This is a genomic window from Pseudogulbenkiania sp. NH8B (genome assembly GCF_000283535.1).
Lineage (GTDB): Bacteria > Pseudomonadota > Gammaproteobacteria > Burkholderiales > Chromobacteriaceae > Pseudogulbenkiania > Pseudogulbenkiania ferrooxidans.
Genome location: NC_016002.1, coordinates 2,735,344 through 2,760,894, shown reverse-complemented (window position 1 = coordinate 2,760,894; position 25,551 = coordinate 2,735,344). Strand labels below are relative to the sequence as shown.

The 25,551-nt window shown below is 61.3% G+C and carries 20 protein-coding genes and 15 tRNA genes; 17 read left to right on the top strand and 18 right to left on the bottom strand.

What is annotated here, in order from left to right:
- Window positions 1-55: 55 nt before the first annotated feature.
- Both NH8B_RS12730 and NH8B_RS12725 read left to right on the top strand, forming a co-directional pair.
- Entirely contained in the window at window positions 56-2,431 is a 2,376-nt protein-coding gene (locus NH8B_RS12730) for a 3-hydroxyacyl-CoA dehydrogenase/enoyl-CoA hydratase family protein (RefSeq protein ID WP_014087662.1), read from the top strand.
- A 197-nt stretch (window positions 2,432-2,628) separates the two neighbouring features.
- On the top strand, window positions 2,629-3,831 hold the full coding sequence (locus NH8B_RS12725; RefSeq protein WP_014087661.1) for an acetyl-CoA C-acyltransferase: 1,203 nt from the start codon (window positions 2,629-2,631) through the stop codon (window positions 3,829-3,831).
- A 64-nt stretch (window positions 3,832-3,895) separates the two neighbouring features.
- Here the strand turns inward: NH8B_RS12725 and NH8B_RS12720 are convergent, their stop codons facing one another.
- From NH8B_RS12720 to yjgA, 5 genes are all read right to left on the bottom strand, one after another.
- Window positions 3,896-5,413 (bottom strand): hypothetical protein, encoded by a 1,518-nt coding sequence (locus tag NH8B_RS12720; protein ID WP_014087660.1) that lies wholly within the window; start codon window positions 5,411-5,413, stop codon window positions 3,896-3,898.
- Between the two features lie 245 nt (window positions 5,414-5,658).
- The gene (gene trpC / locus NH8B_RS12715; protein ID WP_014087659.1) at window positions 5,659-6,453 is read right to left on the bottom strand and encodes an indole-3-glycerol phosphate synthase TrpC; all 795 of its coding nucleotides are present in this window, start codon (window positions 6,451-6,453) and stop codon (window positions 5,659-5,661) included.
- A 19-nt stretch (window positions 6,454-6,472) separates the two neighbouring features.
- On the bottom strand, window positions 6,473-7,435 hold the full coding sequence (locus NH8B_RS12710) for a YheT family hydrolase (protein ID WP_014087658.1): 963 nt from the start codon (window positions 7,433-7,435) through the stop codon (window positions 6,473-6,475).
- Window positions 7,435-8,016, bottom strand: coding sequence for a molybdopterin adenylyltransferase (mog, locus tag NH8B_RS12705; protein WP_014087657.1), 582 nt, complete (start codon window positions 8,014-8,016; stop codon window positions 7,435-7,437). The genes NH8B_RS12710 and mog overlap by 1 nt, the downstream gene beginning before the upstream one ends.
- Window positions 8,013-8,558, bottom strand: a complete 546-nt coding sequence (gene yjgA, locus NH8B_RS12700; protein ID WP_014087656.1) for a ribosome biogenesis factor YjgA — start codon at window positions 8,556-8,558, stop codon at window positions 8,013-8,015. The genes mog and yjgA overlap by 4 nt, the downstream gene beginning before the upstream one ends.
- Window positions 8,559-8,655: 97 nt before the next feature.
- Between yjgA and pmbA the strand changes: the two genes are divergently transcribed.
- From pmbA to NH8B_RS12680, 4 genes are all read left to right on the top strand, one after another.
- Window positions 8,656-10,002, top strand: coding sequence for a metalloprotease PmbA (gene pmbA / locus NH8B_RS12695; RefSeq protein WP_014087655.1), 1,347 nt, complete (start codon window positions 8,656-8,658; stop codon window positions 10,000-10,002).
- Window positions 9,999-10,616 carry a DNA-3-methyladenine glycosylase family protein gene (locus tag NH8B_RS12690; RefSeq protein WP_014087654.1) on the top strand — a complete coding sequence of 206 codons (618 nt, stop codon included), beginning with the start codon at window positions 9,999-10,001 and terminating at the stop codon, window positions 10,614-10,616. Before pmbA ends, NH8B_RS12690 begins: the two co-directional genes overlap by 4 nt.
- A 63-nt stretch (window positions 10,617-10,679) precedes the next feature.
- Window positions 10,680-11,825, top strand: a complete 1,146-nt coding sequence (locus tag NH8B_RS12685; RefSeq protein WP_014087653.1) for a patatin-like phospholipase family protein — start codon at window positions 10,680-10,682, stop codon at window positions 11,823-11,825.
- A 54-nt stretch (window positions 11,826-11,879) separates the two neighbouring features.
- The gene (locus NH8B_RS12680; RefSeq protein WP_008953604.1) at window positions 11,880-12,371 is read left to right on the top strand and encodes a disulfide bond formation protein B; all 492 of its coding nucleotides are present in this window, start codon (window positions 11,880-11,882) and stop codon (window positions 12,369-12,371) included.
- A 98-nt stretch (window positions 12,372-12,469) separates the two neighbouring features.
- Here the strand turns inward: NH8B_RS12680 and NH8B_RS12675 are convergent.
- From NH8B_RS12675 to NH8B_RS12620, 12 genes are all read right to left on the bottom strand, one after another.
- Window positions 12,470-12,546, bottom strand: a tRNA-Asp gene (locus tag NH8B_RS12675).
- A 7-nt stretch (window positions 12,547-12,553) separates the two neighbouring features.
- Window positions 12,554-12,629, bottom strand: a tRNA-Val gene (locus NH8B_RS12670).
- A 25-nt stretch (window positions 12,630-12,654) separates the two neighbouring features.
- Window positions 12,655-12,731, bottom strand: a tRNA-Asp gene (locus NH8B_RS12665).
- 7 nt (window positions 12,732-12,738) lie between these two features.
- A tRNA-Val gene (locus NH8B_RS12660) sits at window positions 12,739-12,815 on the bottom strand.
- A 24-nt stretch (window positions 12,816-12,839) separates the two neighbouring features.
- Window positions 12,840-12,916: transfer RNA gene (locus tag NH8B_RS12655), tRNA-Asp, on the bottom strand.
- 9 nt (window positions 12,917-12,925) lie between these two features.
- Window positions 12,926-13,001, bottom strand: a tRNA-Val gene (locus tag NH8B_RS12650).
- 25 nt (window positions 13,002-13,026) lie between these two features.
- Window positions 13,027-13,103, bottom strand: a tRNA-Asp gene (locus NH8B_RS12645).
- Between the two features lie 7 nt (window positions 13,104-13,110).
- A tRNA-Val gene (locus NH8B_RS12640) sits at window positions 13,111-13,186 on the bottom strand.
- Between the two features lie 25 nt (window positions 13,187-13,211).
- Window positions 13,212-13,288, bottom strand: a tRNA-Asp gene (locus NH8B_RS12635).
- 7 nt (window positions 13,289-13,295) lie between these two features.
- Window positions 13,296-13,372: transfer RNA gene (locus tag NH8B_RS12630), tRNA-Val, on the bottom strand.
- Between the two features lie 24 nt (window positions 13,373-13,396).
- Window positions 13,397-13,473: transfer RNA gene (locus tag NH8B_RS12625), tRNA-Asp, on the bottom strand.
- A gap of 9 nt (window positions 13,474-13,482) precedes the next feature.
- A tRNA-Val gene (locus NH8B_RS12620) sits at window positions 13,483-13,558 on the bottom strand.
- A gap of 214 nt (window positions 13,559-13,772) precedes the next feature.
- On the opposite strand from NH8B_RS12620, the gene NH8B_RS12615 reads away from it, so the two are divergent.
- Together NH8B_RS12615 and tilS are read left to right on the top strand one after the other, a co-directional pair.
- Window positions 13,773-14,738: an acetyl-CoA carboxylase carboxyltransferase subunit alpha gene (locus NH8B_RS12615; protein WP_008953605.1), complete on the top strand. Its 966-nt coding sequence runs from the start codon at window positions 13,773-13,775 to the stop codon at window positions 14,736-14,738.
- The gene (tilS, locus tag NH8B_RS12610; RefSeq protein ID WP_041702967.1) at window positions 14,710-16,053 is read left to right on the top strand and encodes a tRNA lysidine(34) synthetase TilS; all 1,344 of its coding nucleotides are present in this window, start codon (window positions 14,710-14,712) and stop codon (window positions 16,051-16,053) included. The genes NH8B_RS12615 and tilS overlap by 29 nt, the downstream gene beginning before the upstream one ends.
- Before the next feature lie 92 nt (window positions 16,054-16,145).
- On the opposite strand, the gene NH8B_RS12605 is transcribed toward tilS, so the two are convergent.
- Window positions 16,146-16,835, bottom strand: a complete 690-nt coding sequence (locus NH8B_RS12605) for a Bax inhibitor-1/YccA family protein (RefSeq protein WP_014087651.1) — start codon at window positions 16,833-16,835, stop codon at window positions 16,146-16,148.
- A gap of 183 nt (window positions 16,836-17,018) precedes the next feature.
- On the opposite strand from NH8B_RS12605, the gene NH8B_RS12600 reads away from it, so the two are divergent.
- The 9 genes from NH8B_RS12600 to NH8B_RS12560 all read left to right on the top strand — a co-directional run bounded on the left by NH8B_RS12600 (window position 17,019) and on the right by NH8B_RS12560 (window position 25,512).
- Window positions 17,019-17,103: transfer RNA gene (locus NH8B_RS12600), tRNA-Leu, on the top strand.
- A 66-nt stretch (window positions 17,104-17,169) separates the two neighbouring features.
- Window positions 17,170-18,477 (top strand): trigger factor, encoded by a 1,308-nt coding sequence (tig, locus tag NH8B_RS12595; protein ID WP_014087650.1) that lies wholly within the window; start codon window positions 17,170-17,172, stop codon window positions 18,475-18,477.
- A 22-nt stretch (window positions 18,478-18,499) separates the two neighbouring features.
- Complete coding sequence (clpP, locus tag NH8B_RS12590) at window positions 18,500-19,123, top strand: ATP-dependent Clp endopeptidase proteolytic subunit ClpP (protein WP_008953609.1); 624 nt, start codon at window positions 18,500-18,502, stop codon at window positions 19,121-19,123.
- A gap of 18 nt (window positions 19,124-19,141) precedes the next feature.
- Window positions 19,142-20,416: an ATP-dependent Clp protease ATP-binding subunit ClpX gene (gene clpX / locus NH8B_RS12585; RefSeq protein ID WP_008953610.1), complete on the top strand. Its 1,275-nt coding sequence runs from the start codon at window positions 19,142-19,144 to the stop codon at window positions 20,414-20,416.
- Between the two features lie 144 nt (window positions 20,417-20,560).
- Window positions 20,561-22,972, top strand: coding sequence for an endopeptidase La (gene lon / locus NH8B_RS12580; RefSeq protein WP_014087649.1), 2,412 nt, complete (start codon window positions 20,561-20,563; stop codon window positions 22,970-22,972).
- Window positions 22,973-23,147: 175 nt separating this feature from the next.
- Window positions 23,148-23,417: an HU family DNA-binding protein gene (locus tag NH8B_RS12575; RefSeq protein WP_014087648.1), complete on the top strand. Its 270-nt coding sequence runs from the start codon at window positions 23,148-23,150 to the stop codon at window positions 23,415-23,417.
- A gap of 33 nt (window positions 23,418-23,450) precedes the next feature.
- Window positions 23,451-23,526, top strand: a tRNA-Val gene (locus tag NH8B_RS12570).
- A 6-nt stretch (window positions 23,527-23,532) separates the two neighbouring features.
- Window positions 23,533-23,609: transfer RNA gene (locus NH8B_RS12565), tRNA-Asp, on the top strand.
- Between the two features lie 73 nt (window positions 23,610-23,682).
- Window positions 23,683-25,512 (top strand): SurA N-terminal domain-containing protein, encoded by a 1,830-nt coding sequence (locus NH8B_RS12560; protein WP_014087647.1) that lies wholly within the window; start codon window positions 23,683-23,685, stop codon window positions 25,510-25,512.
- Window positions 25,513-25,551 lie beyond the last annotated feature (39 nt).

Below are 25,551 nucleotides of genomic sequence, written 5' to 3'. Positions count from 1 at the left end.
AAGGCAGGTATGAGGGGCCTGCCTCATGACCCTGTTTCAACCAACGAGGAAACCCATGTCTCACACCAAATTCATTGTGCGCAAGGTGGCCGTGCTCGGCGCCGGCGTCATGGGCGCGCAGATTGCCGCCCACTTGGTCAATGCCAAGGTGCCGACGGTCCTGTTCGACCTGCCGGCCAAGGAGGGGGACAAAAATGCCATTGCCCTCAAGGCCATTGACGGGTTGAAGAAGCTCAAGCCGTCGCCGCTGGCTGCGGCGGAACTGGCGCAGTACATCCAGCCAGCCAACTATGACGACGATCTGTCCTTGTTGAAAGACTGCGATCTGGTGATCGAAGCCATTGCCGAACGCATGGACTGGAAGGGTGATCTGTACCGCAAGGTAGCGCCGCACCTGGGGGCGCATACCATCTTCGCCACTAACACCTCCGGCTTGTCGATCAATGCCCTGGCAGCAAGTTGTCCGGAAGAAGTGCGCGCGCGCTTCTGCGGCGTGCATTTCTTCAACCCGCCGCGCTACATGCACCTGGTCGAAATCATCCCGTGCCTGGGTTCGGATGCGGCCATGCTCGACAATCTCGAGCGCTTCCTCGTCACCACGCTGGGCAAGGGGGTGGTGCGGGCCAAGGATACGCCGAACTTCGTCGCCAACCGCATCGGCGTGTTCTCGATGCTGGCCACCATCGCCAATGCCGAGAAATTCGGCATCCGCTTCGACGTGGTGGACGACCTGACCGGTCCGCGCCTGGGACGGCCGAAATCGGCCACGTTCCGCACCGCCGACGTGGTCGGTCTGGATACCTTTGCCCACGTGGTGAAGACCATGCAGGACACCCTGCCCAACGACCCGTGGCACCCCTTGTTCAAAGCGCCGGAATGGCTGCAGAAGTTGATCGCTGCGGGTGCGCTGGGCGCCAAGGCCAAGGTCGGCATTTACAAGAAAGACGGCAAGAAGATGTTCGTGCTCGACCCGCTCAAGGGCGAGTACGTGGGCGCCGGCGAGAAGGGGGACGATGCCGTCAAGGACATCCTCAAGATCGCCGACCCGGCGGAGAAATTCCGCAAGCTGCGCGCCAGCAGCCATCCGCAGGCGCAGTTCCTGTGGGCCTGCTTCCGCGACGTATTCCATTACATCGGCTTCCACTTGGGCGACATCGCCAACTGCGCGCGCGACGTGGACTTTGCCATTCGCTGGGGCTTCGGCTGGAGTGTCGGCCCATTCGAGACCTGGCAGGCGGCTGGCTGGCAGCAGGTGGCGCAGTGGATCGACGAGGAGGTCAAAGCCGGCAAGGCGCTGGCTTCGGCCAACCTTCCGGCCTGGGTGCTGGAATCCGATCGCGCCGGCGTGCACTTTGCCCAAGGTTCGTATGATGCGGCCGGGGCGCGGCTGCTTGGCCGCTCGACGCTGGACGTGTACCAGCGGCAGCTGGCGCCAGCCAAGCTGCTGGGTGAGGCAACGGCACCGTTGGGTGAGACGGTGTTCGAGAACGACGGCGTGCGTGCCTTCACGACCGGCGACGGCATCCTGGTGGTGTCGTTCAAGACCAAGGCGCACACCATCGGCCCGGACGTGCTGGAAGGGCTCAACCGGGCCATCGATATCGCCGAGGCCCGTTTCAAGGGCCTGGTGCTCTGGCAGACCGAAGAGCCGTTCTCGGCCGGGGCCGATCTGCAGTCGATGCTGCCGGCGTTCATGATGGGCGATTGGGACAGCATCGACGGCATCGTCAACCGCTTCCAGGCCACTTCCATGCGCCTGCGCTACAGCCAGATTCCGACCATTGCGGCAACCCAGGGCTACGCCTTCGGCGGCGGCTGCGAGTTCGTCATGCACTGCGACCGCGTGGTGGCCGCGCTGGAGTCGTACATCGGTCTGGTCGAGGTGGGTGTCGGCCTGCTGCCGGGCGGCGGCGGTTGCAAGGAGTTTGCCCTGCGGGCCTCTCAGGAGGCCAGGGGGGATGTGCTGGCGGCGCTGAAGGATTACTTCATGGCGATTGCCACCGCCAAAGTCGCCACCAGCGCGCTCGAGGCGCAAGAGATCGGCTTCCTCCGCAAGAGCGACTGCGTGGTGTTCAACGCCTACGAACTGCTCTACGTGGCCAAGCAGCAGGCGCTGGCCTTGGCCGAAGCGGGCTACCGTCCGCCGCTCAAGATCAAGCGTTTTGCGGTGGCCGGCCGGAGCGGTGCGGCGTCGATCAAGGGGCAGCTGGTCAACATGCTGGAGGGCCACTTCATCAGCGAGCACGACTTTACCATCGCTGCGCTGATTGCCGACGTGATGACCGGCGGCGATCTCGAGGCCGGCACCGAAGTCGACGAACAATGGATTCTCGACCTGGAGCGTAAGGCCTTCATGCAGCTCTTGAAGAATTCCAAGACCCAGGATCGCATCGCCAATATGCTGACGACCGGCAAGCCGCTGCGCAACTGATCGCTTGGGAATAATCCTGCCGCGCGTGCCGATCGCCAAGCTGCGGTACTCGCTGTACCACTTGTACAGCTGCGTTCCTCACTTTGACCTCGGCCCGCTCGCGACGGATTCTTCCACAAGCTCGGACGGCAGCCAGAATACCGGCAGACTGGCAAGGTTGAGAGCTTGTCCAGTCTGCTCTCAGGAGAATTGCAAACATGGTTAAACAAGTACAGGAAGCTTACATCGTCGCGGTAACGCGCACCCCGGTCGGCAAGGCGCCGCGTGGCATGATGCGCCACGTCCGTCCGGACGACATGCTGGCTCACGTCATCACCGCCGCGCTGGCCCAGGTGCCGACGCTGGACCCGAGCCGGATTTCCGACTGCGTGGTGGGCTGCGCCTTCCCGGAGGCCGAGCAGGGCCTCAACATGGCGCGCATCGGCGTGCTGCTGGCCGGCCTGCCGGACACCGTGGGCGGCATCACCGTCAACCGTTACTGCTCGTCCGGCATCAATGCGGTGCAGATCGCGGCCGACCGTATCCGCATGGGTGAGGCCGACGTGGTGATCGCCGCCGGTGCCGAGTCGATGTCGATGGTGCCGATGATGGGCAACAAGGTGTCGCTGAACCCGGCCATTTTCGCCAAGGACGAGAACTACGCCATCGCCTACGGCATGGGGCTGACAGCCGAGAAAGTGGCGCAGCAGTGGAAGGTGTCGCGTGAGGACCAGGATGCCTTTGCGGTGGAGTCTCACCGCCGCGCCATCGCAGCGATTGACGGCGGCAAGTTCAAGAACGAAATTAGCCCGCTGGAAGTGACCTACCGTACGCCGAATCTGGAAACCGGCGAAGTGATCAGCCAGACCCGCGTGCTGGACACCGACGAAGGCCCGCGACGCGATACCTCGCCGGAAGGCCTGGCCAAGCTGAAAACGGTGTTCGACGCCAAGGGCTCGGTGACGGCGGGCAACAGCTCGCAGATGTCCGACGGTGCCGGCGCGGTGATCCTGGTATCGGAAAAGGTGCTGAAGGAGTTCAATCTCACCCCGCTCGGCCGCTACGTGACGTTCGCGGTCAAGGGCGTGCCGCCGGCCATCATGGGGATCGGCCCGAAAGAAGCCATTCCGGCGGCTTGCCGCCAGGCTGGCATCGGGCAGGAGGCGCTCAAGTGGATCGAGCTGAACGAGGCGTTCGCCGCCCAGGCGCTGGCGGTCATCCGGGATCTGGAGCTGGATACGGCGCGTGTCAACCCGCACGGCGGTGCCATCGCGTTGGGCCACCCGCTGGGGGCGACCGGTGCCATCCGGACTGCGACGCTGGTTCATGGCATGCGTGACCAGGGGCTGAAAGGCTACGGCATGGTGACGATGTGCATCGGGACCGGCATGGGCGCGGCGGGTATCCTGGAAGTGTTCTGAGCGGCATGCCCGCAAAGGAAAACGCCAGCACAAGGGGCTGGCGTTTTTTTATTGAGGGCGATGGCTATTCGAGTTTGGCCAGCGTGTCGAAGTCGATGTGGGCACACTCCTGCAACTCCTGGCTGGGGGATTTCAGCCGTATCTTGTAGGTCTTGCCCTGTGCGACCAGATGCAGTTCCCGTCCAGGTTCGGCGAGTGCCTTGGGAATCAGGAACCAGCGCTGGCTCTTGGTGGAGTTCAGCTGGGTGATGTAGAGCGCGCTGGCCGGGGTGTTGTCCGGGCTGTCGGGCTCGATCAGGGTGATGCCGGCGGGCTGGGTGCCGAGGATTTCCACACCGACCAGGGTGCCGTTCTTGTGGCGGGACAGGCGGCGAATGATGCCCAAGGCGTCCGAATGCGACAGCGAGCAGACCCGGATCAGTCGGCCCAGTGCCAGCTCGTCGACACTCTTGCCAAGGTAGGTCAGGCCCAATCCGGTGGCGCTGTAATCGGTAATGCGCCAATCGTCATTCTCGGGCGGAGCCGCGCGGTCATCGTCCTGCACCTTGGTCAGGTAGGCGATGCGTTCGAAGCCGATGTCGACCGTGGCCGATTCCAGCTTGGGCGAGCGCTCGGCCTTGCGGTGGGATTTCCCGCCATCGTCGGACCAGCGCACCGCCAGTTTTTCGCAGATCGTTGACCAGTCCTTCTGGGTGAGTCCCAGCCCGAAATTGGCCAGCGCGGAGGGCAGGCGCTGGTCCAGATCGAACATCAGGTCGGCCAGCTTTTGGGTCACCTGTTCGGTATTCCAGTAGCGGCAGTCCTTGCCGGCCATGCCGCGCAGCATGCGGCGGGGAGGCTCCGGCAAGGTCAGGTTGACGAGGAAGACGGTGCGCTTCGGCTGCGGCTGAAAATCGAGCTTCAAGGGCTGACACAGGAGATTCAGCAGCCGGTCGGTCGCGAGGATTTCCGTCTGCTGCATATTGTCGGTCTGTGCCAGGTGCATCATGCAGGCGTGTATCAATACGGTTTCGCAGCTGACTTCCCAGGGGTGGTCCTCGAACAGCCGCATCGGTGTGCGGGAAAAGTCATGCGCTTCCGCGTACTGGTAGAACCGGTAGGCCTGCTGCCACACCGTCGCCTCCGGCTTCAGGTAGCGCATGGCGCTCCAGGTGACGAGCTGCTTCTGGTAATTCAAGCCGCGCAGCGTTGCCAGGGCCAGCTCGTCGTCGAGCGAGGAGCCGTTGGATTTCTCGGCCAGGCGCACGCAGATGTGATAGGCATTGGCCAGCTCGTGCCAGTAGGCGAGGATAGTCGGGAGGTAGTTCTTGCTGCCGGGCTTCTGATCCAGGTAATCGTTACGCAGGCGGCGCTGGATGCTGTGGGCCTTTTCATCGATGTACAGCAGCGTGCGCACCCGCTCCTTCAGCGACATCTTGGCGTCGGCGCTGATCTTGGCCACTGCCTTGATGATTTCGACGGTCGCAGTGAAGTATTCGGTTTGCGGCAGATCTCTGACAAGGACTGTAGCGGAAGGCAGGATGTCGCTTTCCGGGGAGTCTTTGCTCAGCAGGGAGCTGACTAGAGATTTGAAATCGAACATGAGGGTGACGCTTTATGAAATTTGAATGCCACTGCGTGGCAAGTTTACGCTAGTTTGCATTTGTCGTGAAAGCTGTTCCAAGCAATGGTAGCGGTAAAACTACCGTTGTGGACAGCGGCCGTGGCGGTTGGGGGCCAGCGCGGCCGGGTGACAGCTCAGGGCGTCCTTCATCGTCGGGGGTGGGGGCGGCCAACGGTGCCCCATAGGGTAACACGTTGGCCGAAGGTGGCCGAGGTCAGGGCGCTTCAACCGCGGAACAGCTGCTCCAGCGCCAGGCCTGGGTCCGGCTCGCGCATGAAGGCCTCGCCGACCAGGAAGCTATGCACGCCGTGGTCGCGCATCAGTCGTACGTCTTCGGCGCTACGGATGCCGCTCTCGGTCACCGCGATGCGGTCTTTGCCGATGCGTGGCAGCAGCTTCAGGGTGTTGTCGAGGCTGACCTCGAAGGTACGCAGGTTGCGGTTGTTGACGCCGATCAGCGGGGTGGCGAGTTGCAGCGCCAGTTCCAGCTCGGCCTCGTCGTGCACTTCCACCAGTACCGCCATGCCCAGCTCCAGTGCCAGCGCTTCAAAGGCTCGCATCTCGGACAGCGACAGCGCCGCGGCAATCAGCAGGATGCAGTCGGCGGCCATCGCGCGCGCTTCGTAGATCTGGTACTCGCCGACCATGAAGTCCTTGCGCAGCACCGGCAGTGCGCAGGCGGCACGGGCAGCCTGTAGATACTCGGCACTGCCCTGGAAGTATTGGCGGTCGGTCAGCACCGACAGGCAGGCCGCGCCGTGATCGGCGTAGCTTCTGGCGATGGCGGCGGGGTCGAAGTCGGCACGGATCACGCCCTTGCTCGGGCTGGCCTTTTTGGCTTCGGCGATGACGGCAGCCTGTCCTGCCGCATGCTTGGCGCGAATCGCGGCCACAAAGTCGCGGCGATCGTCCCGGCGCGCTTCGGCGTCGGCGCGGACGTCCGCAAGGGAACGGGTTTTCAGGCAATCGGCCACTTCGATGTGCTTGGTGGCTATGATGGTCTTCAGGATGTCGGACATCGTGATGGCAATCTCTCGGTTAGGGCGTGGGACCGGCGGCGAGCTGTTGGTCGAAGTAGGCCAGTAGGCGCTTGGGCAGCCAGTCGAGCTGGCCGGGGAAGCGCCCGGTGGGAAAGCCGGCGTGCCCCCCTTCTTCCGGCTGTTCCAGCGTCACCCAGCGGCTGGTGTCCTGCGGCAGGGGCAGGGCGCTGGGAGGAAGGAAGGGGTCGTTCTTGGCGTTCAGCACCAGGGTCGGGGTTTCGATCCGGCTCAGGAAGGGCTTGCTGCTGGCGCGGTCCCAGTAATCAAAGGCATCACGGTACCCATGTATTGGTGCCGTGACAAGGTTGTCGAATTCGCGGAAGGTCTTGGCGCGGTCCAGCTTGTAGGCGTCGAAGAGGCCGGGGTGGAGGGCAAGTTGCTCGCGCGCCTTGGGCTTGAGGGTGGCCATGAACATGCGGGTGTAGATCACCTTGCCGAGGCCGTGGTCGAGCTGTGCGCTGGCAGCGGCGAGGTCCACCGGAACCGAGATGGCGGCGGCGGCGAGCGGCAGGGCGCGGCGGCCATGCTCGCCCAGGTACTTCAGCAGCATGTTGCCGCCGATCGAGACGCCGGCGGTGAGCACCACGGCGTGGCTTTCGGCCAACCTTTGCAGAATCCAGCCGATCTCGGCCGAATCGCCGGCATGGTAGGCGCGGCGCAGGGTGTTGCTGATGCCGCCGCAGCCGCGAAAGTGCGGCACGACGCCATGCCACCCGCGTGCCTGCACCTCCAGCATCAGCGCCTTCGCGTAATGGCTGTCGCTGTCGCCCTCCAGCCCATGGAACAGCACCACCAAGGGGGCGCCGCCATCACCGTCGATGCAGTCGACGGCGATCTCGCCCCCATCCGGCGTGCTCCATACTTCGCGCCGGTACGGCGGGCGCGGCAGATGGATGAATAGGGCCGGCCACACCGTCTGGGCGTGGCCACCCTTGAGCCAGAGGGGGGCCTGGTAGTGCATTACGGCACCGGTTTCTGCGCTGACTTGGGTCGGAAAGCCTTGACCACTGATTCCTGCGTCTCTACGTAAGGGCCGCCGATCAGGTCGAGGCAGTAGGGCACGGCAGCAAAAATGCCCGGTACGATGACGCTACCTTCGCTGTCCCGCAGGCCCTCGAGCGTCTCCTTGATGGCCTTGGGCTGGCCCGGCAGGTTGAGGATCAGCGACTGCTTGCGGATCACCCCCACCTGGCGCGACAGGATGGCGGTCGGCACGAACTTCAAGCTGATCTGGCGCATCTGTTCGCCAAAGCCGGGCATCACGCGGTCCGCCACCGCCAGGGTCGCTTCCGGAGTGACGTCGCGCAGTGCCGGGCCGGTGCCGCCAGTAGTCAGGACCAGCTGGCAGCCTTCGTCGTCGACCAGTGCGCGCAGTGTGGCTTCGATCTCCGGCTGCTCATCCGGAATCAGCCGGGTCAGCGTAGTGAACGGGCTGCTCAGGGCGCTGGCGAACCACTCCTGCAGTGCCGGAATCCCCTTGTCCTCGTACACGCCCTGGCTGGCGCGGTCGGAGATGGAAACCAGGCCGATTTTCAGTGTCATTCTTCGTGTTCCTCGGTTTGCTGCCCGGTCGGCTTGCCCGGTTCCGGGATGATTTCCTTGAGCGCCTGGAACAGCAGCCGGAAGGATTTCGGCGGCTTGTTGTCCTGTTGTTCCTTGCGTGCGTTGCGGATCAGCGTGCGCAAGTACTGGGCGTCACTTTCAGGATAGTCCGCAATAAAGCTGGCGAGCATCTTGTCATCGCTCATCAGGCGTTCGCGCCAGCGCTCCAGGAGGTGCAGCCAGCCGGTATGTTCGGCCGATTCGCCGCGGATCACCGCCAGTTGCTGGCGGATCGGTTCGGGATCGATATCGCGCATCAGCTTGCCGATGTATTGCTCCTGGCGGTTGCGTGCGCCGTGGGAGGAGATGCGCTTGTATTCGCGAATGGCTTCCACCAGGTTTTCCGGCAGGGCCATCTGCTTGAGGCGGTCGTTGGAGAGTTGCAGCAATTCCTCGCCCAACTCCTGCAGGGCGATCATTTCTTTCTTGCGGCGGGTTTTGCTGAATTCCTGATCCGCACTATCGTTCAAGTAATCGGTCATCGTTGTCGAGCTCTTCATATTTCAAGGCTGGTATGATACCGGAAAAGCCTAGACCGGCGGTTCTTGATCCGGCCGTCCGATAACAGTGAAAGAGTCTATGTCTGATACCACTTTCAGCTATACCCGCAGTCACCTCGAAAGCCTTGCCGCACAGGTGCTGGAACTGGCGCGCCAGCAGGGCGCAACCGCCTGCGAGGTGGACATTTCCGAAGGCACGGGGCAATCGGTGAGCGTCCGCCTCGGCGAGGTGGAAACCATCGAATACAACCAGGACAAGGGTGTCGATGTCACGGTGTATTTCGGCCAGAAAAAGGGCCACGCCAGCACCTCCGATTTCACCGCCACGGCCCTGGCCGATACGGTCGGCGCTGCCGTCAACATCGCCCGTTTCACCGCCGAGGACGATTGTGCCGGCTTGGCCGAGCCGTCCTTGCTCGCCACCGATTTCCCCGATCTGGCGCTGTACCATCCGTGGGCCTTGCCGGTGGCCGAGGCGATCGAACTCGCGCGCGAGTGCGAGCAGGCGGCGCGGGCCGTGGATAGCCGCATTAGCAATTCGGAAGGCGCCACGGTCTCCACCCAGCAAAGCCAGTTCATCTATGCCAACAGCCATGGCTTTGTCGGAGGCTTCCCGTCGTCGCGCCACAGCCTGTCGGCGGCGGTGGTCGCGAGCGAAGGCGAGTCGATGCAGCGCGACTATTGGTACAGTGCCGCTCGCCACCGCGAGGATCTGGAGAGCGCGATGCAGGTCGGCGCCCGCGCCGGCGAACGCACGGTACGCCGCCTCAATGCCCGCCGTATCACGACGGGCCAGTATCCGGTGCTGTTCGAGGCGCCGGTGGCGGCGTCGCTGATCGGCCATCTGGTGTCCGCCATCAGTGGCGGTGCGCTCTATCGCAAATCGAGCTTCCTGCTCGACAGCCTCGGCAAACCGGTGTGCTCGCCTTGCGTGGTGATCGATGAAGATCCCTTCCTGCTGCGTGGCTTCGGCAGCAGCCCCTTCGACAGCGAGGGAGTGGAAACCTGCGCCCGCCGGCTGGTGGACAACGGCGTACTGAAGGGCTACATGCTCAGCAGCTATTCGGCGCGCAAGCTCGGCATGGAAACCACCGGTAATGCCGGCGGGCCGCACAATCTCATCGTGCATTCCACCGGCGACAGCTTCGACGATTTGCTGAGCAAGATGGGAACCGGGCTGCTGGTCACCGAATTGCTCGGTCACGGCGTGAATACGCTGACCGGCGATTACTCGCGGGGCGCCGCGGGCTTTTGGGTGGAGAACGGCGTTATTGCCCATGCCGTGGAGGAGATCACCATCGCCGGCAATCTGCGCGACATGCTCCGGCAGGTGGTGGGCATCGGCGACGACGTGCTGGTGCGCGGGGCCAAGCACGTGGGCTCCATCCTGATCGAGTCGATGATGGTGGCAGGCCAGGGGGCATGACGCCGGCCGAGTGGCAGGCCGCTTGCGAAGGGTTGGCCGAAGCCGATCCGGTCATGGCCGGGCTGATCGCGCGCTTTCCCGGCTCACGGCTGGTGACGCGCGGACAACCCTTCGAAACCCTGCTGCGGGCCATTGTCGGCCAGCAGATTTCGCTGAAGGCCGCCGACGCCATCTGGAGCCGGCTGTCGGCAATGGTCCGCTGCGACAGCCCGGACAGCATCCTGGCCGCGTCGGTCGATGGCCTGCGACAAGCCGGCCTGTCGGCGCGCAAGGCCGACTACGTGCAGGATCTGGCTCGGCATTTTGCTGATGGCCGTATCGACCCGCAGTCGTTCCCGGCGCTCGGCGACGAGGACATCATCCGGGAGCTGGTTGCCGTACGCGGCATCGGCCGCTGGACGGCGGAAATGTTCCTGATCTTCCATCTGGCGCGGCCCGATGTCTGGGCTATCGACGACATCGGCCTGCAGCGTGCGGTGTCCGGGTTGTACCTGGACGGGCTTCGGCCAACCCCCGCCGCTCTGCGCGAGCTGGGCGAGCGCTGGCGGCCATGGCGCAGCGTGGCCAGCTGGTACTTGTGGCGTCACGTCGAGCCGCTGGAAGTGGTGTATTGACGACTCCGGGATGGATGGTGAAGGCGAGACTCCTTATTTGAAGCATCCTGAAGAGGTGCCACCATGTCGGGCAAACCCACTGTAGCGCTGATCCTGTCGGGAGGCGGGGCACGCGCTGCCTATCAGGCCGGAGCCATGCTGGCCCTGTCCAAGCTGCTGCCGGATCCTTCCCGCAATCCTTTTCCGATTATTTCCGGCACGTCCGCCGGTGCCGTGAATGCCGTGGCCATGGCTGCCGGCGCCACCGATTTCCGTCGTGCCGCAGGCTACCTGGCGCAGGTCTGGAAGCAGGTGCACATCGAGTACATCTACGACCCGAGTCTGGCCTACTTCCTCAAAACCTTCCTGCATTTTGGCGTCTCGGTGTTGAGCGGCGGGCGTATCTGGACCAATCCGCGCAGTTTTCTCGACAACTCCGCGCTGCGCGAACTGCTCTCCAGCGTCATGCAATTCGAAGGGATCGAGCAATCCATCCGTGCCGGTGCGTTGCGTGCGGTGGCGCTGACCGCTTCCTGCTACAGCTCGGGCATGTCGGAAACCTTTTTCCAGGGGGACGACAGCATCCAGCCCTGGTCGCGCTACCGGCGCGCCGGCGTGCGTGAGATGCTCGGCGTCGATCACCTGATGGCCACCTCGGCTATCCCCCTGATCTTTCCCTCGGCCCAGGTCGGCAATCGTTACTACTGCGATGGCGCCGTCAGGCAGATGGCGCCGTTGTCACCCGCCTTGCACATGGGGGCCGAGAAGCTGTTTATCGTCGGGGTCGGGGGCCGCGACGTCGCTCAAGCCGAACGTCGGCAGGGTGGAGGAGGGGCCGCTCCGTCGCCGGCACAGATTTTCGGGCATCTGCTGGATAGTGTCTTTCTCGATAGCTTGTCATCCGATATGGAGCGTCTGCTCCGTATCAACCATACCGTTTCCCTGTTGCAGGCCTATCCCGAACTGGCCGAGCAGACCCCGCTGCGCCGGGTCGAGGCGTTTGTGCTGAACCCCAGTCGCTCTCTGGAGGAAATTGCCTATCGTCATAGCGGGCGATTCCCCCGGGTGATGCGTTTCGTCATGCAGGGGGCGGGGGCCACGCGCAAGCGCGGTAGCGTGCTGGCCAGCTATTTGTTGTTCGAACCCGAGTATTGCCGTGAACTGATCGCCTTGGGCTACAAGGACGTGCTCAATCAAAAGCAGGCGATCGGTGAATTTCTGGAACTTTGACCAGGTCGACAGTTCCGATAGCGTTTGTGTTTCTTTTTATGTAAAGGGTATGGAATGGGACTGAATAGTCGCCGAAGCATTTTTCTTCTGATCGCGCTGGCTTGCGCCGCGGCCATCGGTTTTGCCTTGTACGCTCAGCATGTCTGGGGGCTGCAGCCATGTCCGCTCTGTATCTTCCAGCGTGTCGGCGTGATGGCCGTGGGCGCCATTGCCCTGCTGGCGGCAATCCATAACCCAGGCCAGCTCGGTGGGCGGCTCTGGGCTGGCCTCGCGGCCATCGCGGCGCTGGGTGGGGGGGCTGTATCGGTGCGCCACGTCTGGCTGCAACACCTGCCGCCGGACCAGGTCCCGTCCTGCGGTCCCGGCCTGGATTACATGCTGGAAACCATGCCGATGAGCAATGTGCTGTCCAAGGTGCTCAAGGGCAGTGGCGAGTGTGCCTCGATCGACTGGACTTTCCTCGGCATGTCGATGCCGTTCTGGACCGGAGTGTTCTTTGCACTGGTTCTGGTATTGTTGGCGAAGGCTTTCTTTACCAAGAAGTAAGCCTCGGAGGGGCAGGGCGATCGGTTTGATCGCCCTGCCAGAGGTTGAAAGTGCCTGGAAAACAAAAAAAGCAGCCCGAAGGCTGCTTTTTCTATTGTTGGCGGAGTGGACGGGACTCGAACCCGCGACCCCCGGCGTGACAGGCCGGTATTCTAACCAACTGAACTACCACTCCAGCAAACTGGTGGGCGTTGACGGAGTCGAACCGCCGACATTCTGCTTGTAAGGCAGACGCTCTACCAACTGAGCTAAACGCCCGAATTCTGGGTACTGCTTGTATTGTTGGCGGAGTGGACGGGACTCGAACCCGCGACCCCCGGCGTGACAGGCCGGTATTCTAACCAACTGAACTACCACTCCAGCAAACTGGTGGGCGGTACTGGACTCGAACCAGCGACCCCTGCCGTGTGAAGGCAGTGCTCTACCAACTGAGACTAACCGCCCGAATTGGGATACTGCTTGTATTGTTGGCGGAGTGGACGGGACTCGAACCCGCGACCCCCGGCGTGACAGGCCGGTATTCTAACCAACTGAACTACCACTCCACACAAACTTGGTGGGCGTTGACGGAGTCGAACCGCCGACATTCTGCTTGTAAGGCAGACGCTCTACCAACTGAGCTAAACGCCCGAATTCTGGGTACTGCTTGTATTGTTGGCGGAGTGGACGGGACTCGAACCCGCGACCCCCGGCGTGACAGGCCGGTATTCTAACCAACTGAACTACCACTCCAGCAAACTGGTGGGCGTTGACGGAGTCGAACCGCCGACATTCTGCTTGTAAGGCAGACGCTCTACCAACTGAGCTAAACGCCCGAATTCTGGGTACTGCTTGTATTGTTGGCGGAGTGGACGGGACTCGAACCCGCGACCCCCGGCGTGACAGGCCGGTATTCTAACCAACTGAACTACCACTCCAGCAAACTGGTGGGCGGTACTGGACTCGAACCAGCGACCCCTGCCGTGTGAAGGCAGTGCTCTACCAACTGAGACTAACCGCCCGAATTGGGATACTGCTTGTATTGTTGGCGGAGTGGACGGGACTCGAACCCGCGACCCCCGGCGTGACAGGCCGGTATTCTAACCAACTGAACTACCACTCCACACAAACTTGGTGGGCGTTGACGGAGTCGAACCGCCGACATTCTGCTTGTAAGGCAGACGCTCTACCAACTGAGCTAAACGCCCCCTCTCGCTGTATTTGCTTGGCTCAACAGCGAGGAGGCGAATTAAAGCACAGTGGTTTCTGTCATGCAAGAGGGGTGGGTGAAATTTTCACGTCCTTGTTTAAAACGTCCCGCAGCATTCTTCATGCTCAAGGCATTTTGTCTGACAGGGGCGTGACGCACTCTTTGCACCTCATGTATTATCTGCCGATTCGCTTTATCGGACGGTTATAGTAATGAAGCAGACCTTTCTCGATTTTGAGCAGCCGATTGCCGAGCTGGAAAACAAAATTGAAGAACTGCGCTTTGTCCAGGACGATTCCGTTCTGGACATTTCCGAAGAGATTTCGCGCTTGCAGAAAAAGAGCCAGGAGCTGACCAAGACGCTCTACGGCAAACTGACTCCGTGGCAGATTTCTCAGGTGGCACGCCACCCGCAGCGCCCCTACACCCTAGACTACATCAAGGCGCTGTTTGCGGACTTCGACGAGTTGCATGGCGATCGTTCCTTTGCCGACGATCCCGCCATCGTTGGTGGCATCGCGCGCTTCAATGGCCAGTCTGTCGTTGTAATCGGCCATCAGAAAGGCCGCGACACCAAGGAAAAGATCTACCGCAATTTCGGCATGCCTCGCCCGGAGGGCTATCGCAAGGCCTTGAAGTTGATGAAATTGGCCGAAAAATTCAGTCTGCCGGTGATCACCTTTGTCGATACCCCGGGTGCGTACCCCGGTATCGGCGCAGAAGAGCGTGGCCAGTCCGAAGCAATCGGGCGTAACCTGTATGAAATGGCCCGCCTGAAAGTGCCGGTGATCTGCACCGTGATCGGTGAGGGTGGCTCCGGCGGGGCCTTGGCGATTGCCGTCGGCGATTACGTCAACATGCTGCAATACTCCACCTATTCGGTCATTTCGCCGGAAGGGTGTGCTTCGATTCTGTGGAAGACGGCCGAACGCGCCTCCGATGCCGCCGAAGCGCTGGGTATTACTGCAACCCGCCTGAAGACGCTGGGCTTGGTTGATCGCGTGCTCAACGAGCCGATCGGCGGGGCACACCGCGATCACGCGCAGATGATGGGCTCGATGAAGCGTATGCTGCAAGAGCAGTTGCGTGATCTGACGGCCAAGCCGCTGGAAGAATTGCTGAAAACCCGTTTTGACCGGTTGATGAGTTATGGGCGCTTCAAGGAAGACGCTGCCTGACCTGATTGATCGCCTCATCGCACATTGGCCGGACGAATTGTCCGGCCAATGTGCTTTTGAGGTGGGGCTAAGCGGCGGCATCGATTCGGTGGTGCTGCTGGACCTGCTGGTGCGCCTGCATTCGGAGCGGGGGCTGAAGCTGTCGGCTGTGCATGTCCATCACGGGCTCAGCCCGCAGGCGGATGCCTGGGCGGAGCATTGTCGCCAGCTCTGCCTGGAGTGGGGCGTGCCATTGCGGTCGGAAGCGGTGAAGGTCGAGGTGGCCGGCGGCGAGAGTCTCGAGGCCGTGGCGCGACAGCATCGTTACAGGGTTTATGGCGAGTCTTCGGCCAACGTAGTGGTGTTGGCCCATCATCAGGACGACCAGGCCGAAACCGTGCTGCTGCAATTGCTGCGCGGCGCCGGGCCGAAGGGCGTGGCGGCGATGCCGACACTGCGCCGACATGCCGGCCGCTGGCTGTGGCGGCCCCTACTCGCCATCTCTCGTGCCGAAATCGAAGCGTATGCGCGTTGGCGTCGACTGGTTTGGGTCGAGGACGAAAGCAACGTCGACACCCGCTGGCGCCGCAATTTGCTGCGCCACGACATCCTACCTCTTGTCGAGTCCGCCATCCCCTATTATCGGCAGCATTTGCAACGTGCGGCCGTCCTGATGGCGGATGCATCAGTCGTTCTCGATGAGCAGGCTGAGCAGGATTTGCAGCGCTGCCGCGACACTGGACGTGTGCTCGTACAACCCTTGTCCAGTCTCAGCCCGCCGCGTCAGCGCAACATGCTGCAATACTGGCTGGAGCGGCTCGGTCTGGGTGTGGCGGCGCCGGAAGCGCTGGAGCAATTTCGGCATCAGGTACTGCATGCGGCTCCGGACAGAAACCCCGAGCTGCTCTTGCCTCAGGGGCGAATCTTCCGTTACCGGGGGGGGCTGTGGCCGCTTGCCGTTGCGATGGCGCCGCAAACGACCCGCCTGGCCGCGGGTGTCCTGGGCGCCAGAGTGGCTCCGCCCGGTTGGCCGGGCGAGCTTGGGTTTGTGCTTCGACCGGGAGGTCTCGATCCCCTCTGTTTGCAGGGTGGGTTCGAACTGCGGGTCAGGGTCGGGGGGGAGCGGCTTGCTCAGCAGGTTGGCCGAAAGCCAGTGAAAACCCTGCTGCAGGAAGCCGGAATCCCTCCCGCCTTGCGGGCGAAGTGGCCGTTGCTGTTTTTGCCGGATGGCCGTCTCGTGGCCATTCCTGGTGTTGCGGTCTCCGAAGGGGTCAAGCTCCGCGATGGTCCGGGGTGGTGGCCGGAATGGTGGCCGTGCTCGTTGCCCGGTTCCTGAACGGAGTGAGGCGGGTGCTGGGTGTGGCCGCGGAAGAATAAAAAAACACCCGCCAGAAGCGGGTGCTTTGCTGAAGTGCTCGACCGATGCTGTTAGTCGCGTTCACCGCTGAAGGCCAGCAGTAGCCGCAGCAGGCTGGTGAACAGGTTGTAGATGCTGATGTAGATGCCCAGTGCGGCGGAAATGTAGCTGGTTTCGCCGCCATCCACCACGTTCTTCACTTCCCACAGGATCATCAGCGAGCTGAACAGGGCAATGGCCGCCGCAATGGCGAGTGTCATGCCGGGTAGTTGCAGGAACATGTTGGCAACGATGGCGACCATCAGCACGATGGCGCCCACGGTCAGGAAATTGCCCATGCCAGACAGGTCGCGCTTGGTGGTGGTGGCAATCGCCGCCATCACGAAGAACACGGCGGCGGTCGCGCCGCCCGCCACCAGGATCAGCTGGCCGCCGTTGGCGAAGCGCAGGGCGAACTGCAGCAAGGGGCCCAGCAAAACGCCCATGAGGAAGGTAAAGCCCAACATCAGCACGACGCCGAGGCCGTTGTTGCGGTTGGCCTGGATGGCGAAGGTCAGACCGTAAAACACCGCCATGATGGCGAGCATGCCGATGATGGGGCTGCCTGCCAGGAAGGCAAAGCTCATGTTGGTGCCGATCAGGGCTCCCATCACGGTCGGGATCATCGATAGCGCCAGCAAGGCATAGGTATTGCGAAGAACCTTGTGGCGTGAGCCATCAAGCGTCAAGGTCTGATAGCCGGACTGAAGGTTCGGGTGCATGCTTCTCTCCCAGAGATCGAAAGTATTTGGTGCGAGTGGTGGGTAGACTTATCCACCTGCCATTAAGTTTCCGCGATGCGGCAGCCCGGCGCAAGGTGTCTTGCCCGGGTAGGGGGCTTGATGTATTCTTGCGCCTTGGCTGACCGGCCGGGAAATTACGCAAGCGCGGTCACGCACCCAATTGCGAGGGTGGCGGAATTGGTAGACGCACTGGATTTAGGTTCCAGCGCCGCAAGGCGTGAGAGTTCGAGTCTCTTCCCTCGCACCAGCAACCGACGTAACGTCGCCTTTCCCTGCATCAGGTTTAAACTCGAACACAGTTTAAGGATTGGACATGCAAGCACAGTTGGAAACGTTGAGCAACCTCGAGCGTCGCATGAACATCGCGTTGCCGATGGCTGCTATCGACGCCCAGGTGACCGAGCGACTCAAGAGCATGGCGCGCAAAGCCAAGATCCAGGGCTTCCGCCCGGGCAAGGCACCGCTCAAGATCGTCGAAATGAATTACGGCGCTCAAGTGCGCGAAGAAGTGCTGGGTGAGCAGGTTCAGCAAGGTTTCTACAAGGCAGTCAGCGAGCAGAAGCTGCGCGTTGCCGGCTATCCGCGTTTCGAGCCGGTTGCCAATGAAGGCGACAAGGACAGCTTCAAGTTCGCCGCTTCTTTCGAAGTATACCCGGAAGTCAAGGTGGGCGAACTGGCTGGCAAGGAAGTCGAGAAGCCGGCTGTCGTCGTGACCGAGGCCGAAATCGATAAAACGATCGATATCCTGCGCAAGCAGCGTACCCGTTACGAACGCGTCGAGCGCGAAGCCGCCACGGGCGATCGCGTCATCATCGACTTCAAGGGTAGCATCGACGGCGTGCTGTTCGACGGCGGTTCCGCCGAGAACTTCCCGTTCGTGCTGGGCCAGGGCCAGATGCTGGCCGACTTCGAAGCCGGCGTTACCGGCATGAAGGAAGATGAAGTCAAGAACATCACCGTCGTGTTCCCGGAAGACTACCACGGCAAGGACGTGGCCGGTAAAACCGCCGTGTTCGAGATCACCGTGAAGAACGTCGCCGCTGCCACGCTGCCGGAAGTGAACGAAGAGTTCGCCAAGCTGCTGGGCATCGCCGACGGCGACATCGAAAAGATGCGTGCCGAGATCAAGAAGAACGTCGAGCGCGAAGTGAAGCGCCGCCTGCAGGCCAGCATCAAGGAAAACGTGATGCAGGCCCTGCTCGACGTGACCGAGATCGAACTGCCGAAGGCGCTGGTGCAGCTGGAAGTCGGCCGTCTGATCGAGCAGGCTCGCCGTGACATGGAGTCGCGTGGTCTGCAGGTCAAAGACATGCCGTTCCCGCCGGAACTGTTCCAGCAGCAGGCCGAGCGCCGCGTGGCTCTGGGTCTGATCCTGGCTGAAGTCGTGGCCGAGAACAAGCTGGAAGCCAAGCCGGAACAGATCAAGGCCATGATCGAAGAATTCGCCGAAAGCTATGAGCATCCGGAAGAAGTGGTGCAGTGGTACTACGCCAGCCCGGAACGTATCGAAGGCCCGACCTCCATGGTGCTGGAAGATAACGTGGTTGAATTTGTGCTCGGCAAGGCCAATGTAGTAGAAAAAGAAATGTCGTTTGATGCCCTGATGGGTAACAACGCCTGATAACCAACTACCGGAGCGGTCGATGATTTCAATGATGGATACCCAAGCGCTGGGCCTGGTTCCCATGGTGGTCGAGCAGAGCGGTCGTGGCGAGCGCGCTTACGACATCTACTCGCGGCTCTTGAAGGAACGCATCGTGTTCCTGGTTGGGCCCGTCACGGATGAGTCGGCCAATCTGGTGGTGGCCCAGATGTTGTTCCTTGAGTCGGAAAATCCGGACAAGGATATCTATTTCTACATCAACTCGCCGGGTGGCTCGGTGTCGGCCGGCATGTCGATTTTCGACACCATGAACTTCATCAAGCCGGACGTGTCCACCCTGTGTATCGGCCAGGCTGCTAGCATGGGTGCCTTCCTGCTGTCCGCCGGTGCCAAGGGCAAGCGTTTTGCACTCCCGAACTCGCGCATCATGATTCACCAGCCGCTGGGCGGGTTCCAGGGACAGGCGTCCGACTTTGAGATTCACGCCAAGAACATCCTCTACATGAAGCGCCGCCTGAACGAGTTGCTGGCGTTGCATACCGGCCGCAGCATCGAGGAAATCGAGCGTGATACCGACCGTGACAACTTCATGTCGTCCGAAGAAGCGCTGGCTTACGGCTTGATCGACAAGATGCTGCAGTCCCGCCGGGACGCGCAGGCCTAATCGGTACGGACATTGACAATGGCTGATAAAAACAGCAACGAAAAACTGCTCTACTGCTCTTTTTGCGGCAAGAGTCAGCATGAGGTGCAGCGGCTAATTGCTGGACCTCAGGTATTCATCTGCAACGAATGTGTCGAGTTGTGCAACGACATCATTCGAGAAGAATTGGAAAAAGGCGTTGGCATCGAGGCGGCCGAGGGCGAAGGCCAGCCGTTGCCGACCCCGCAAGAAATCCGCTCCGATCTGGATCAGTACATCATCGGTCAGGATATCGCCAAGAAGACGCTATCGGTGGCGGTGTACAACCACTACAAGCGTCTCTACACCCCGACCGACAAGGACGATGTCGAGCTCGCCAAGAGCAACATCCTGCTGATCGGCCCGACCGGTTCCGGCAAGACCCTGCTGGCGCAATCGCTGGCGCGTCTGCTGGATGTGCCGTTCGTGATCGCCGATGCCACCACCCTGACCGAAGCCGGTTACGTGGGGGAGGATGTCGAGCACATCATTCAAAAGCTGCTGCAGAAGTGCGATTACGACGTGGAGAAGGCCCAGCGCGGCATTGTCTACATCGACGAGATCGACAAGATTTCGCGCAAGTCGGAAAACCCGTCGATCACGCGAGACGTATCCGGCGAAGGCGTACAGCAGGCACTGCTCAAGCTGATCGAGGGCACGGTGGCTTCTATTCCCCCGCAGGGCGGCCGCAAGCATCCGAACCAGGAGTTCATCCAGGTCGACACGACCAACATCCTGTTCATCTGCGGTGGTGCCTTCGACGGACTGGAAAAAATCATCCGCCGTCGCTCGGAAAAGGGCGGCATCGGCTTTGGCGCCGAGGTCTCCTCCAAGGACGAGAGCAAGAGCATCTCGGTGCTGTTCAAGGATGTGGAGCCGGGTGATCTGATCAAGTTTGGGCTGATTCCAGAACTGATCGGCCGTCTGCCGGTGGTTGCTACTCTCGAAGAACTTGATGAAGAAGCGCTGGTGACCATCCTGACCCAGCCGAAGAACGCTCTGGTCAAGCAGTACCAGCGTCTGTTTTCGCTGGAGGGGGTGGAGCTCGAGATTCGTCCGTCGGCCCTGCGCGTGATTGCCAAGCAGGCCTTGGTGCGTAAGACCGGTGCACGTGGCTTGCGTTCCATTCTTGAGCGTGCGCTGCTCGATACGATGTACGAGCTGCCTTCGATGGATAACGTCTCCAGGGTGGTGGTCGACGAGAAAGTGATCGAGAAGGGTGACAAGCCGTTGTTCATTTACCAGGACAAGGACGACGAGGTGCAATCGGCCTGAGCCGGTTCCGCTCCCCATGAAAACCGCCCTGTTGGGCGGTTTTTTATTTCTGGTGCGATAAAACTGTTTTAGTATGGGCGTTGATATTTCGCCGCTCATCCCCCATTTCCCTAGCATCGATTCATGTAAGCAAGGTCAGGTGATATGCCGCAATCCGCAGAACTCAGAGAAGAGACCACGCTTCCACTGTTGCCCTTGAGGGACGTTGTCGTCTTCCCCCACATGGTGATCCCGCTGTTTGTCGGGCGGGCCAAGTCCATTTCCGCCCTTGAAAATGCCATGGACGAGGGCAAGCAAATCCTCCTAGTAGCTCAGCGCTCGGCGTCCAAGGACGAGCCGGAAGCCGGCGATCTGTACGGTGTCGGGACGATTGCTACCGTCTTGCAAATGCTCAAGCTGCCCGACGGCACCGTCAAAGTGCTGGTTGAAGGCCGACAGCGCGCCATCATCCAGCAAGTGCAGGATGAAGGTGATTGTTTTGTCGGTAAGGTCACCCCATTGACCAGCGATGGAGAAGACTCCACCGAGACCGAGGCGATGCGTCGCGCGCTGTTCGCCCAGTTCGAACAGTACGTCAAGCTGAACAAGAAGATTCCCCCTGAAATCCTGACCTCGCTCGCCGGTATCGAACGAGCCGGGCGCATGGCCGACACCATCGTGGCCCACCTGCCGCTCAAGCTGGAGCAAAAGCAGGAAGTGCTGGAGATGTTCGAAGTCAAAGAACGCCTCGAGCATCTGCTGTCGCAGCTGGAAGGCGAGATCGACATCCTGCAGGTGGAAAAGCGCATCCGCGGCCGCGTCAAACGCCAGATGGAAAAGAGTCAGCGCGAGTACTACCTCAACGAACAGGTCAAGGCCATCCAGAAAGAACTGGGCGAAATGGACGAGGCCAGCGACCTTGATGAGCTTGAGAAAAAGATCAAGGCTGCCGGTATGAGCAAGGAGGCTCGCGAGAAGGCGACCTCTGAACTCAAGAAGCTGAAAATGATGTCGCCGATGTCGGCGGAAGCCACGGTAGTGCGCAACTACATCGAAACATTGCTCGATCTGCCGTGGAAGAAGAAGACTAAGATCAACAAGGATGTGGCCAACGCCGAGGTGGTATTGGATGAAGACCACTTTGGGCTGGAGAAGGTCAAGGAGCGCATCCTCGAGTACTTGTCGGTACAGCAGCGCGTCGACAAGCTGAAAGCACCGATCCTGTGCCTGGTCGGGGCTCCGGGGGTTGGCAAGACCTCGCTGGGGCAGTCCATCGCAAGGGCCACCAACCGTAAGTTCGTGCGCATGGCCTTGGGCGGCGTGCGTGACGAGTCCGAAATTCGCGGCCACCGTCGAACCTACATCGGCTCCATGCCGGGTAAGGTGCTGCAGAACATGACCAAGGTAGGGGTGCGCAATCCGCTCTTCCTGCTCGACGAAGTCGATAAGTTGGGCGCGGATTTCCGTGGCGACCCGTCCTCGGCCCTGCTCGAGGTGCTGGACCCGGAACAGAACCATTCTTTCGTCGACCACTACGCCGAAGTCGAGTACGACCTGTCCGATGTGATGTTCGTGGCCACCGCCAACTCGTTGAACATTCCGCCGGCACTGCTCGACCGTATGGAGATTATTCGCCTGTCCGGCTACACCGAGGACGAGAAGGTCAACATCGCGCTGAAGTACCTGGTGCCGAAGCAGATGAAGGCCAACGGCGTGAAGGACGAGGAGGCAGTGATTCAGGAGTCGGCGGTGCGCGATATCGTGCGCTACTACACGCGCGAGGCCGGTGTGCGCAGCCTGGATCGGGAGATCGCCAAGATCTGCCGCAAGGTCGTGATGGCGCAGTCTCTGAAGGAAAAAGCCGGACGGGTAACGGTCAGCGCCAAGACGCTGGAGAAGTACCTGGGGGTACGCCGCTTCGATTACGGCATCGCCGAGGAAGAGAACCGTGTCGGCCAAGTGACGGGTTTGGCTTGGACCGAGGTGGGCGGCGAGCTGCTGACTGTCGAGGCGGTAGCGCTGCCGGGCAAGGGCAATATCATCCGCACCGGCCAGTTGGGCGAGGTGATGCAGGAGTCGATCACGGCTGCCATGAGCGTGGTGCGCAGCCGCGCGCGCGCCATTGGCATTCGGCCTGATTTTTATGAAAAGCAGGACATGCACATTCACGTGCCGGAAGGGGCGACCCCGAAAGATGGTCCGAGTGCCGGCATTGCCATGACGACGGCGATGGTATCGGTACTGACGGGTATCCCAGTGCGTGCCGATGTGGCCATGACGGGTGAAATCACCCTGCGCGGCGAGGTATTGCCGATTGGCGGCCTGAAGGAAAAGCTGCTCGCGGCTCACCGGGGCGGGATCAAGCATGTGCTCATCCCCAAGGGCAACGTCAAGGATTTGGCCGAGATTCCCGCCAATATCAAGCAGAAGCTGGAAATCCATCCGGTGAAGTGGATTGATGAGGTCCTGGCACTGGCTCTGGAGCGGATGCCGGAGCCTCTTGCCGAGACCGATGTGGCCGAGCCGCTGGCGGCAGGGGTCGAAAGTGCCGTGGTGCCGGCTGTGGTAAAACACTGATAACGCAGTCGTTTGTATAAATGCTCGAAATGCCTTGCCGTCTGGGCTTCCAGTGCCGTCGCCAAAGTGGCAGAATGCTCTGAAAGCCGCTTGACACAAGGATTTCGGGCTTGTTATAAAGCAAACGGTTTTTATCCGAATTACGTAGACCGAAGAACGACGAAAGGGGACTTACGTGAACAAGTCTGAGTTGATCGATGCTATCGCCGCTGAGGCTGATATTCCCAAGGCTGCTGCTAGCAAGGCTCTGGACGGCATGATTGCCGCCGTGACTGGCGCGCTGAAACAAGGTGATACCGTTACGCTGGTTGGTTTCGGCACCTTCTATGTTGGTGAGCGTGCTGAGCGCACTGGCCGTAACCCGAAGACCGGCGACTCCATCACGATTCCGGCCGCCCGTTCGCCGAAGTTCCGTGCTGGCAAAGCCCTGAAGGACGCGCTATAATTTGAAACCTTGTCGTCAAGACAAGGTTTCAAGGGGTGATTAGCTCAGTTGGTAGAGCGTCTGCCTTACAAGCAGAATGTCGGCGGTTCGACTCCGTCATCACCCACCAAAGTTCGGAGCGGTAGTTCAGTTGGTTAGAATACCGGCCTGTCACGCCGGGGGTCGCGGGTTCGAGTCCCGTCCGCTCCGCCAGAACAGACAAAAAAGGTGAACGACACTTCCGTTCACCTTTTTTTTTACCGAGGTGGCATCCGCCTTTCGCACCATGTTCGAGTTTGTCCAGAACAATAAATTTGTCATCAAAGTCATTCTTGGCGCTATTGCGCTGACCTTTGTCGGTTTTGGTGTGGGTAGCTATACCACGGCAGTGGATGAGCCCTATCTGGCCAAGGTGGGGAATGTGAAGATACACAAACAGGATCTGGACCGTGCCCTGGAAGGCCAGCCGGCCGATGCCGCCACCCGCCAGGCCGTGCTGGAGAACCTGATCCGCCAACAACTGCTGCTGGCGGATGCGCACGCGGCGGGCCTGACCGTTTCTGATGCCCAGCTGCGCAAGGCGATCGCCTCGATACCTGCCTTGCAGGAAAACGGGGCTTTCAGCGCCGAGCGCTACAAGCAGTTCCTGGCCGGGCGCTATCAGTCGTCGGTGGCCTTCGAGGAACTGGTCAAGCGAGACATCCTGCTGCAAGGTCAGCTGACCAGCCTGTTGGGTAGCCAGATTGTGCCCCGTACCGTGGTCGATCGCATGGCGGGGGTCTTGGGAGAAAGCCGCGAGGTGCGGGCGCTGGTGCTCAAGCCGGAGGCGTTTGCAGCCGAGGTCAAGACCGATGACGCCGCCTTGAAGGCGTTTTACGACGCCAGTCTGAAGCGCTTCCGTACCCCTGAAGCGGTCAAGCTGGATTACGTGGTGTTGTCGCAGGATGCGCTGGCAGCGGCTCAGGCGGTGACAGATCAAGAAGTCGAAAGCTATTACAACGAACATAAGGCTGACTTCGGCAGCGAAGAGCGGCGCGTATCGCATATTCTGCTGACGGTGCCGCCGAAGGCGACGGCGGAGCAGAAGGCCAAGGTGCGCAGCGCAGCTGAAGCCTTGCTGAAGGAGGTACGCGCCAACCCGGCCAAGTTCGCCGAGTTGGCCAAGACTCGCTCGCAGGATCCGGGCTCGGCCGCCAACGGCGGGGATCTGGGCTTCTTCGGCCGTGGTGCGATGGTGAAGCCGTTCGAGGACGTTGCATTCCGCATGCAACCGGGCCAGATCAGCGAAGTGGTGGAAACGGAGTTCGGTTTCCATATTCTGAAGCTGGAAGAAGTCAAGCAGCCGGTCTTTGCCGCGGTCAAGGGTGAGGTCGAGCAACGTCTTAAGCGTCAGAAGGCGGCCGCACAGTTCCGTGCCGCGTCGGAGAAACTGGGGGAGTTGGCTTATCAGCAGGCCGATTCGCTCAAGGCGATCAGTGATCAGTTGAAGCTGAGCCCACAGCATTCCGATTGGCTGGTGCGCGGCAAGCCGGCCAGCACCCCGGTGCTGAACAACCCCAAGTTGCTGGAAGCCGCTTTCAGCGACGATGTCCTCAAGGGCAAGCATAACAGCGAGCCGGTCGACCTCGGCAAGAACACCCTGGTGGTGGTGCGGGTGGCCGAGCACCAGCCCGAGCGTCAGCAGACGCTGGCGGAAGTACAGAACGTGATCAAGGCCGAGCTGGTACGGCGCGAGGGGGCCAAGCTGGCGGAGAAGCGTGGTGACGCCCTGTTGACCGAGCTGAAGGCGGGCAAGAACATCGACAGCCAGCCATGGGAGCCTGCCCAGACGGTGTCACGGCGTTCCTTCGGTGCGCTGTCGTTGCCCGAGGTGCGGGCGGTGTTCGCGGCTAGCGCGACCAAGCTACCGGCGTTTGCCGGCGTCAAGCAGGATGGCGGCAACTACGTAGTGTATCGTGTCGACAAGGTGATTCCCGCTCCGGCTCCTAGCCAGGCCGAGCGCAGCCAGTTGAGCGGCCTGATCGGTGAAATGAATGCGAATGCTCAGGTGGCGAGCTACCTGGAGGCCTTGCGCGAGAAGTACAAGGTGACCCTGAGCCAGCAGCCGGCCGAGTAACGGCCCGTTTGGGCGGTTATAGTTGGATAGCCGGCGCAA

Bases quoted from the DNA above. Each gene is read 5' to 3' on its own strand.
- pmbA (WP_014087655.1), top strand. From the start codon at position 8,656: ATGTCTGATACCACTTTCAGCTATACCCGCAGTCACCTCGAAAGCCTT.
- yjgA (WP_014087656.1), bottom strand. From the start codon at position 8,558: ATGACCGATTACTTGAACGATAGTGCGGATCAGGAATTCAGCAAAACC.
- trpC (WP_014087659.1), bottom strand. From the start codon at position 6,453: ATGTCCGACATCCTGAAGACCATCATAGCCACCAAGCACATCGAAGTG.
- tilS (WP_041702967.1), top strand. From the start codon at position 14,710: ATGGGCGCTTCAAGGAAGACGCTGCCTGACCTGATTGATCGCCTCATC.
- NH8B_RS12560 (WP_014087647.1), top strand. From the start codon at position 23,683: ATGTTCGAGTTTGTCCAGAACAATAAATTTGTCATCAAAGTCATTCTT.
- lon (WP_014087649.1), top strand. From the start codon at position 20,561: ATGCCGCAATCCGCAGAACTCAGAGAAGAGACCACGCTTCCACTGTTG.
- NH8B_RS12690 (WP_014087654.1), top strand. From the start codon at position 9,999: ATGACGCCGGCCGAGTGGCAGGCCGCTTGCGAAGGGTTGGCCGAAGCC.
- NH8B_RS12720 (WP_014087660.1), bottom strand. From the start codon at position 5,413: ATGTTCGATTTCAAATCTCTAGTCAGCTCCCTGCTGAGCAAAGACTCC.
- clpX (WP_008953610.1), top strand. From the start codon at position 19,142: ATGGCTGATAAAAACAGCAACGAAAAACTGCTCTACTGCTCTTTTTGC.
- mog (WP_014087657.1), bottom strand. From the start codon at position 8,016: ATGACACTGAAAATCGGCCTGGTTTCCATCTCCGACCGCGCCAGCCAG.
- tig (WP_014087650.1), top strand. From the start codon at position 17,170: ATGCAAGCACAGTTGGAAACGTTGAGCAACCTCGAGCGTCGCATGAAC.
- NH8B_RS12725 (WP_014087661.1), top strand. From the start codon at position 2,629: ATGGTTAAACAAGTACAGGAAGCTTACATCGTCGCGGTAACGCGCACC.
- NH8B_RS12615 (WP_008953605.1), top strand. From the start codon at position 13,773: ATGAAGCAGACCTTTCTCGATTTTGAGCAGCCGATTGCCGAGCTGGAA.
- clpP (WP_008953609.1), top strand. From the start codon at position 18,500: ATGATTTCAATGATGGATACCCAAGCGCTGGGCCTGGTTCCCATGGTG.
- NH8B_RS12685 (WP_014087653.1), top strand. From the start codon at position 10,680: ATGTCGGGCAAACCCACTGTAGCGCTGATCCTGTCGGGAGGCGGGGCA.
- NH8B_RS12710 (WP_014087658.1), bottom strand. From the start codon at position 7,435: ATGCACTACCAGGCCCCCCTCTGGCTCAAGGGTGGCCACGCCCAGACG.
- NH8B_RS12680 (WP_008953604.1), top strand. From the start codon at position 11,880: ATGGGACTGAATAGTCGCCGAAGCATTTTTCTTCTGATCGCGCTGGCT.
- NH8B_RS12730 (WP_014087662.1), top strand. From the start codon at position 56: ATGTCTCACACCAAATTCATTGTGCGCAAGGTGGCCGTGCTCGGCGCC.
- NH8B_RS12605 (WP_014087651.1), bottom strand. From the start codon at position 16,835: ATGCACCCGAACCTTCAGTCCGGCTATCAGACCTTGACGCTTGATGGC.